Origin of the sequence: Veillonella sp. KGMB01456, assembly GCF_023051165.1 — a bacterium.
GTDB lineage: Bacteria > Bacillota > Negativicutes > Veillonellales > Veillonellaceae > Veillonella_A.
The window spans coordinates 1-7,899 of the sequence record NZ_JALKIG010000061.1; the positions used below are offsets into that span (position 1 = coordinate 1).

General features: G+C 42.6%; 8 protein-coding genes. 5 read left to right on the plus strand and 3 right to left on the minus strand.

Annotation, left to right across the window (positions count from 1 at the left end):
• Positions 1 to 112: 112 nt before the first annotated feature.
• From MXE28_RS10920 to MXE28_RS10930, 3 genes are read right to left on the minus strand one after another with little or no spacing between them, the layout of a single operon-like run.
• On the minus strand, positions 113 to 343 hold the full coding sequence (locus MXE28_RS10920) for a hypothetical protein (RefSeq protein ID WP_021840628.1): 231 nt from the start codon (positions 341 to 343) through the stop codon (positions 113 to 115).
• Positions 344 to 353: 10 nt separating this feature from the next.
• Entirely contained in the window at positions 354 to 1,133 is a 780-nt protein-coding gene (locus MXE28_RS10925; RefSeq protein ID WP_021840627.1) for a metallophosphoesterase, read from the minus strand.
• Between the two features lie 12 nt (positions 1,134 to 1,145).
• On the minus strand, positions 1,146 to 1,913 hold the full coding sequence (locus tag MXE28_RS10930; RefSeq protein ID WP_021840626.1) for a DUF4931 domain-containing protein: 768 nt from the start codon (positions 1,911 to 1,913) through the stop codon (positions 1,146 to 1,148).
• 188 nt (positions 1,914 to 2,101) lie between these two features.
• Between MXE28_RS10930 and MXE28_RS10935 the strand changes: the two genes are divergently transcribed.
• The 5 genes from MXE28_RS10935 to MXE28_RS10955 all read left to right on the plus strand — a co-directional run bounded on the left by MXE28_RS10935 (position 2,102) and on the right by MXE28_RS10955 (position 7,895).
• Entirely contained in the window at positions 2,102 to 2,623 is a 522-nt protein-coding gene (locus MXE28_RS10935) for an 8-oxo-dGTP diphosphatase (RefSeq protein ID WP_021840625.1), read from the plus strand.
• Positions 2,624 to 2,712: 89 nt separating this feature from the next.
• A complete protein-coding gene (gene mutY, locus MXE28_RS10940; RefSeq protein ID WP_226974669.1) occupies positions 2,713 to 3,849 on the plus strand; it encodes an A/G-specific adenine glycosylase in 1,137 nt (378 codons plus the stop codon).
• Between the two features lie 24 nt (positions 3,850 to 3,873).
• Positions 3,874 to 5,067, plus strand: coding sequence for a metallophosphoesterase (locus MXE28_RS10945; protein WP_247240167.1), 1,194 nt, complete (start codon positions 3,874 to 3,876; stop codon positions 5,065 to 5,067).
• Between the two features lie 191 nt (positions 5,068 to 5,258).
• Positions 5,259 to 6,056 (plus strand): undecaprenyl-diphosphate phosphatase, encoded by a 798-nt coding sequence (locus MXE28_RS10950; protein WP_247240168.1) that lies wholly within the window; start codon positions 5,259 to 5,261, stop codon positions 6,054 to 6,056.
• 336 nt (positions 6,057 to 6,392) lie between these two features.
• A complete protein-coding gene (locus MXE28_RS10955) occupies positions 6,393 to 7,895 on the plus strand; it encodes a hypothetical protein (RefSeq protein WP_247240169.1) in 1,503 nt (500 codons plus the stop codon).
• Positions 7,896 to 7,899 lie beyond the last annotated feature (4 nt).

Genomic DNA, 7,899 nt, shown 5'->3' on the forward strand with positions numbered 1-7,899 from the left:
CAATTTATTGGGATTAATTTAAAAAAGCCACACACACTTTTTGTCCTATAAGCCTCAAAATATTGGGTTTACTGAAGCGGTAACGAGTTTGAAGAACGTCGTTCCTATCGTTTTAAAACGACCGTTTGCCTAATTTAGGATGGCTGCATGGCTTGAGGGACAAGGTGTCGATGAGATGGGTCGCTTCGTCCAGACTCACGTCCTCATAATTGCCATGTCGCTCCAAGACGCACATAGGGGAATCAACGCCTACTTCGCCGGCGGGCAAATAAATATATTCTTCATTGGCTATATCTCCAAAAATATAGCCTGCTTGTAAATGTTCACGATGAATACGACTCATAAAAAGCTCCTTATAAAATTTGTTTAAGTTTGAAATCCATATAATCTGCTGAAACAAGATGCAATTTAGTATTGCCAAACGTTTCAGGAATGCGATCAAAGGAATTTTTGTCATGAAGATGACCGAAAATACAATGGTCAACTTTATATTTTTCTAAAAGTTCCGTAAAGCCGCTCGGTTCGTTTTTATCATTAAACGGCGGATAGTGCAAGAGCAAAATACGAATCGGAGCGTGTGCTGATGAGCTTGCGGCTACATTGTTGTCAGCTTGCGTGGCTACGGTTTCGGTTGTCGAAGTGACAGAGCCGTTTTTACGAAGGGCCTGTTCCATTTCCTGAAGAGCCGCTTCGGTGCGAAGCAATTCGCGGGCATAGATGGAAGTATCAGCTGCCTCATCAAAGGATGTATCATTGGGGCAAAGATAACCGCGCGTGCCGCCAAAAGCAATGTGGTCTATAGCGGTGCCGTGACCTTGCAAAAAGGTCAGCTCCTGTTGCATAGCGGTGTCCATTTTCTTGGCACTGCTCCACCAGTAATCATGATTGCCGCGGATTAAATAAATTTGGCCCGGCAGTTGGGCAATTGCTTTTAAATCAGACACTGCCTCCGCCAGGCGTAAAGCCCATGAAGTATCGCCGACAACAAAGACAATATCGTCATCGCTCACTTGTTCACGCCAAGCGGCTATGATGCGCTCGCGATGGTTTTGCCAATGTGGACCGAATACATCCATTGGCTTGGTAGGCGGTTCGCCTGAAAAGTGAAGATCGCCAATGGCAAAAATTTTCATGGTATCTCCTAACTAAATAAAAAAGTCGCAATTCAATTCATTTTTAATCTGTTCAACCCGTTCCTTGTTGCTGATCTGGCTGATAGAATAGCCGATATACAACGGTGACGTAACGTAACGAGGTACTATTTTAACATACTGTGAGCCGGTCTGTAAATCGTAGAAGAACAGATTGTACGAACCGCTGTGTCGTGAAAAGTCTGTTAAAATATAGTGTAAGATTTGTTGAATTCGTTTAGCCATTAAGGCTCTGGACGTTTTTTCATTAAACTCCATATTGAATTCGAAAAAACCGATAATGGGCTTATCGGATAAGGTAATTTTTAAATTATCGTCTTCTTTGAGAATAGGACCGTCAAAATGGTGAACTTTAATGTCTTCCCGATAATCGTAATCGTATAAGCCGATGATTTGGCTGTGAGGATGACGAATGGAGCCGCCGGACATTGGCCCGTAGTTTTTAAAATATAAGACGGATTTGAATTCTTCGCGGGCCATGGTTTCTTGCCATTTGCGCAAAGAAAAATCAAGCACTTCGGTAGCGGTTTCCGGTGAATATCTGGAATATTCACTAAAACAGTCGTGCGTTTCGATGATAACGGTGGGCCAGGTACGATCTAAGACGGGATATTTGTTCATAAGCCAGATAATATCGCCCTTTGTTTCCAATATGTCCGTAAGCTTATCCACGGCACAGAACGGGCAAGCCACTTCGCGATGGCGAATATTTTCCGGTTTGGTGCGGCCCATGGCTATGTTAAATATTAGTGGTTCATTCATAAGTACACCTCTCTTACTCTAATACTAACACAGGATTGACCTTTTGGGCAGTGTGATATAATTAAAATATATTAATTTACTAAAATCGATTTAGAATCACAGCATAGCTTGATGAATCAGAATTAAGGTTTAAAATAAAGTTTGAAGATTATATACAGTTTTTTTGAAAAAACAAATGAGGCAATGATATGAGACCGACTACATTATGTTTTATTATAAATGATAAAAAAGAGATTCTCTTGGGCCGCAAAAAGCGCGGCTTAGGCGCCGGTAAGCCTAATGGTTTTGGCGGCAAGCGGGAAGATGGTGAAACATTCCGTCAATGTGCGGTGCGCGAATTGTTTGAGGAAACGTCCTTGCTGGCTAAGCCGGAAGACTTGGAACCGGTAGCTATTTTGGATTTTCAATTCCCTTATAACGAGGATTGGACCCATGTCAATTATGTGTATCTATTGCGTAAATATGAAGGGCTTCCTATGGAAACGGAAGAAATGGAACCGTTTTGGACTTCTTTTGACAAAATTCCTTACGATACCATGTGGGCCGGTGATGAGGATTGGATCCCGCAGGTTTTAAACGGTGAACTTTTGAAAGGCACCCTTGTGTTTGGCAAGGATAATGACGGTGTCATGGACATGAAGATAACAAAAGTAACGGAGATTCCTGAGTTGGAATCGGTGGAGGCAATGAAAGAGTGGCTCGAAGCGTAAATGAGGATAAAGGTTTAAAAAATAAAAATATAGACACAGTAGCTTTAAAGGCGAAACCGGAATCCAATCAGGCTGCCGCTGAAAATGCTGTGGCTGAGGCGGCGTGGGTCAAGACGCTCCTTAGCTGGTACGATGCCAATAAACGGGACTTGCCGTGGCGCAAGACAAAGGATCCCTATCGCATTTGGGTATCGGAAATTATGTCTCAACAAACTCGTATTGAAGCAATGAAGCCGTACTACGAGAATTGGATGGAGCAATTCCCCACCAAGGAAGCCTTGGCTGAAGCTGATGAAGATACAGTAGTCAAAGCTTGGCAAGGTTTGGGTTATTACTCCCGGGCTCGTAATTTACGACTTGGTGTTCGCGAAGTAATGACTAAGTACGGCGGCGAGATGCCACGAACCCGCAAAGAGGTGGAAAGCCTTAAAGGCGTCGGAGCTTATACGGCGGGGGCTATTTTGTCGTTAGCTTTTGGTCAGCGCGAAGCCGCCATTGACGGTAATGTATTGCGTGTATATGCACGGCTTTACGCAGTGCGTGAAGATATTATGCGCACCGCCGGTAAAAAAGCGATTGCCGCGTTAGTTGAGGAAACATTGCCCTACGACAGACCGGGGGATTTTAATCAGTCCCTTATGGATTTTGGGGCGAGCATTTGTATTCCTAAAGCGCCCCGTTGTGAAGGTTGTCCTTTACGACGTTGGTGCCAAGCTGATGCACTGGGCATTGCCGCTGAATTACCGGTGCGTATTGTTAAGAAATCGGTCCCTATTATCTCTGTGGTAACGGGGCTTATTCGCAATGAAAAAGGGGAATATTTGCTTCATCGGCGCCCCGCTACAGGGCTTTTGCATTCCATGTGGGAGTTTCCAAATGTGGAAGTGCCGCGTAATGTGACCATGCAGGATAAAAAAGAGTTGCCGTTAATCGGCGTTGATGAACTGGCTCGTGAATGGCAACGTAAATTTACAGACTCGAAGCGTCTAAAGGGCCGGCTTAAAGATACTGAAATTAAATGGCATAGCAAGGCGGTTACCACCTTGCGTCATGTGTTTTCCCATCGCTGTTGGGATATGGAAGCCTATGAGGCAGAGTTTACCGGTGATGACACGCTCGCAATAGAGCAAGACAATAGCGAATGGCGCTGGGTTTCGCCGGAAGATTTTACGGAGCTGCCTTGGGCTGGCCCTCATGGTAAACTGACAGTGTATTGTAGAGATTAAACTTTGAGAATGGCAGGTGAAAGAATGTCGGCACGATTAATATTTCTCATTATAACGACGCTTATTATCTTTCTTATAGTATTCGCCAACTCCTATTTGATTGTCCGTCTAACTAATGTGAAACGGCGTTCCCGTTGGTTTTGGCGATTAGTTTTGCTTCAAGTACTGGCTATCGGGGGGACAACGTATTACCAGATGGCACAGGTTCAACTTTTGGGAACCTCTATGTATGAGTTCTGGCGAGGCTGGGCGACCGGTACCTATGGGCTCATGATGGGTCTCGGCGTTTGTTTTGCCATATTGATTCCTTTGGGTATCGTTATGGCAGCCGTTAATTGGCGAGCTAAAAAAACGACTGCAGAAGAACAGGATAGTCGGCGGCAGTTTTTACGCAAAGCTATTTGGGCGGTGCCGGCAGTAACAGCCGGTGGCGGCGTAGTCAGAGCGTATGAAGGAGCCAAGGAGGTTCAAGTCAACCATATTGACTTGGTATTTCGCAGTTTGCCTGAATATTTAAAAGATTATAAATTGGCGCAGATTAGTGATGTTCATATCGGGCCGTTCATTGATTTGAAAGATTTCGACAAAATTACGCAGACCGTTTTAAATGAAAAGCCGGATCGCTTGGTTATTACGGGCGACTTAATTGATGACTTGGATTTTTTAAACCCTCTCTGTGGTCGCTTGGAAGAGTTATTTCCTAAAATTCCGGACGGCATCGACTATATTTTGGGGAATCACGAGTATTTTAAAAACCTGCCTCGCGTGTTGGAAGCCTTCAGCGGTATTTCCATGCGTATGCATCGTAACTCTTCGCTTCGCTTAAGCGGTGGCTCATGGCCCGTATATTTGGCCGGCGTTGAATATTCCTTTGACCACAGCGGTGAACAGCGTGAAACCTATCTGAAGGAAGCCTTAGCCAATGTTCCATCGGAAGCGTTTACCATTTTATTGGCTCATCATCCTGATTTTATTGAAAACGCGTTTGCCCATAATATTCCGGTGACGCTCTCCGGCCACACCCATGGTGGTCAGATTGTAGTCGGCGGCACAGCCCTTGTGCCGGTGGGAACGAAGTATTTTAAGGGTATGTATCGGGACGGCACGAAGTACGGTTATGTAAATAACGGCACGGGCCATTGGTTCCCGGTTCGCTATAATTGTCCGCGAGAAATTACGATATTCACATTTAGAGAAGGAAAAGTTGCAAAAGTATAGTAAAATATTAAAATTTTTTAAACTATTTGCTTAAAAGGGAAATTTCCATTGTCTAATTTTGTCAAAAAGTCTATAATGGTTGAGTTATCACATGAAACCGGCATATATTATGCGGTTATCATGTAGGCGAAGAAGATGATTATGATGAGAGGCCGGCGCTTGAGCGGCCAGTTGGTAGTCGAGGTGAAATAATGGATCAAAATCTTATTGCCTTTATACTTGGTATCGTAGAAGGGGCAACAGAATTCTTGCCGGTATCCAGTACCGGGCACATGATTTTAGTAGGTGACTTTTTAGGATTTACCGGCGAACGAGCCAGTGTATTTGAAGTATTTATCCAGTTAGGCGCGATTCTTTCCGTATTCTTCTATTATCGCGAAAAATTCATGAGCATGCTTCGTCGTGAGAACTGGATTCGTAATGACAGATTATCCTTAGCTCATATTTTCTTCGGCATGTTGCCGGCTATGGCCATCGGCTTCTTGGGCCATTCGTTTATTAAAAACTATTTATTCTCGGCCGGTACGGTTATTATCGGCTTAATCATCGGCGGTTTATTCATGCTTTGGGCTGAAAAACGTCATAAACCGATTACGGTACACGAAGTGGATCAATTGAGCATGTATCAATGTCTTCAAATCGGTTTGTTCCAGGTGTTGGCTTTGTGGCCGGGCTTCTCTCGCTCCGGTTCGACTATCGCCGGTGGCTTGATGCTCGGTGTAAGCCGTAAAGCAGCGGCTGACTTTTCCTTTATCATGGCCGTACCAATCATGTTGATTGCCTGTATCTATGATTTGCTCAAAATCATCGACCAGTTGCAATGGTCCGATTTCGTTATGTTTGCTATCGGTTTTGTAACGGCTTTCGTATTTGCATACTTGTCCATCGTATGGTTCTTGAAATTTTTAAATAAATCATCCTTGGCCGGTTTTGCGTATTATCGCTTTATAATCGCAGTGATTGCGTTTGCATACTTCTTCATTTTCTAATATAAGGGAATTCTATTTTGTATAGAATTTTGTGTTGACACACAAATAATGTCTTGTAGGGTGAGGAAGAATTAAACGTTTTGTTTATTTTAGTATCAGTAAAAATTGTTGATAAAATCTTGCCATATCACAAAGAAAAAATGAATATTTGAACAGTAACGCTGTATATGAAGTTCTTAATGAATTCATATACAGCGTTTTTTACTGTCAGTGAAAAAACTTGATTGATGAATGAATTGTGAGCATGTTATAATTTCATTAAATGATTAAAAAAGGCTCTAATCAAAAAAGGAGTTTTAATCAAAAGGTATAGGTTAGTGGTTTTTGGAGGAAATTATGTGGCATATGGGTAAATCAAAGTATGGGAGTGTTAAGAAAAGCACTGAAAGTAAAATGAAAAAATTGGCAGCTGCTTTAGCTGTATTGGCCTTAGGTGCTAGCACCACTAATGTGGCTTTCGCGGAAACAAATGTAGCAGGGACCGATAGCTCGACGGCTAAGAATGGGATTGTTTTTGGCGCCGGCAGCACGGTAGATGGAGATAAGAGTATAGCTATCGGTAATGGCAGTAAAGCTACGATGACAGGTGGTGGTACAGTTGAAAATGCCGTGGCTATAGGGACTAATAGTGTGGCAAATGGAAGTGGGAGTATTGCAATCGGTAACGGCAGTAAGGCTCAAACCGGAGGCTCTGGTCCAAATCCGCCAAATACAACTAAAGCTATTGAAGATGCCGTAGCTATAGGGACTGAGGCTCATGCTTTTGCAACAAATGGGATCTCTATAGGTAAATTAAGTAAAGCTCAGAAGGCTTATACTCCATCGGAAGATGCTTCAAAAAATGGTTCTTCTTTGGCTATTGGTTACAACAGTCTTGCACAAGGTGGTGGCGTGGCCATTGGCTCCAATAATGAAACGTATGGGAACTTAAGCATAGCAATTGGTAAAGGTAACGTAGCAAAATATACTAGTATAGTTATAGGTAATGATAGTTCAACTGCGGAAAGTACGAATAACTCTATAGTGTTAGGGAATAACTCGAAAGTTTTAATTAATGGGAGAAATTCGATAGCAATAGGAACTAAAGCGACAAGTTTACAAGCAAGATCAATTGCTATTGGTGAAAGAACGGTGGTAAATAAATATGGTATTGCTTTAGGCCTAAACAGTATTGCGGCAGGGAAAATTGACGGAAGCACGGCAAATACAGGACAAAATAATATTGCTATAGGTAGAGAAACATATAGTAATATAAATTCCATTGCTGTTGGCTATAGAGCGAGTGCTATAGATTTAGGTGTTGCTTTGGGATTCAAAAGTAAAGGCGGCACTAATGGAATTGCTATTGGAAACTCGGCTAATGCAGCAGATAGAACAATAGCTATAGGTCTTATGGCTAAAAGTCTCAATGAGTACAGTGTGGCCTTAGGTAGCTTGTCAAAAGCTGAAGCTACAGGGGCAACCGCTTTTGGCTATAATGCGACTGTTACTCAAAATTCTAAAGATGCCATAGCATTGGGAAGGGATAGCCAAGTAAAAGTGGAAGGCGGTATTGCTGCGGGAGCATATACGGTGGCAGACCGAGGAGGTCAAATCATCGGTTATTTACCAACACTAACAACTGATTTGCAAAATAATTCAGTAAGTGGTGATATGATTGGAACCAGTGATAGTAATTTAATCGCAAATATTGCAAAATTGAATGCAGGTGATTCGTCATTTGATTCGCAGTGGGACAAGGCATTACATTTTTATGATGATACAAGTAATGTAGAAAAAGAAAATAAAGCTAAATTGCAATATCAAATTGAACACTTTGTAAATCCACTAACTTCTTAACTTC

Coding starts and splice junctions, on each gene's coding strand:
- MXE28_RS10920 (WP_021840628.1), bottom strand. CDS start 343: ATGAGTCGTATTCATCGTGAACATTTACAAGCAGGCTATATTTTTGGA.
- MXE28_RS10925 (WP_021840627.1), bottom strand. CDS start 1,133: ATGAAAATTTTTGCCATTGGCGATCTTCACTTTTCAGGCGAACCGCCT.
- MXE28_RS10930 (WP_021840626.1), bottom strand. CDS start 1,913: ATGAATGAACCACTAATATTTAACATAGCCATGGGCCGCACCAAACCG.
- MXE28_RS10935 (WP_021840625.1), top strand. CDS start 2,102: ATGAGACCGACTACATTATGTTTTATTATAAATGATAAAAAAGAGATT.
- MXE28_RS10945 (WP_247240167.1), top strand. CDS start 3,874: ATGTCGGCACGATTAATATTTCTCATTATAACGACGCTTATTATCTTT.
- MXE28_RS10950 (WP_247240168.1), top strand. CDS start 5,259: ATGGATCAAAATCTTATTGCCTTTATACTTGGTATCGTAGAAGGGGCA.
- MXE28_RS10955 (WP_247240169.1), top strand. CDS start 6,393: ATGTGGCATATGGGTAAATCAAAGTATGGGAGTGTTAAGAAAAGCACT.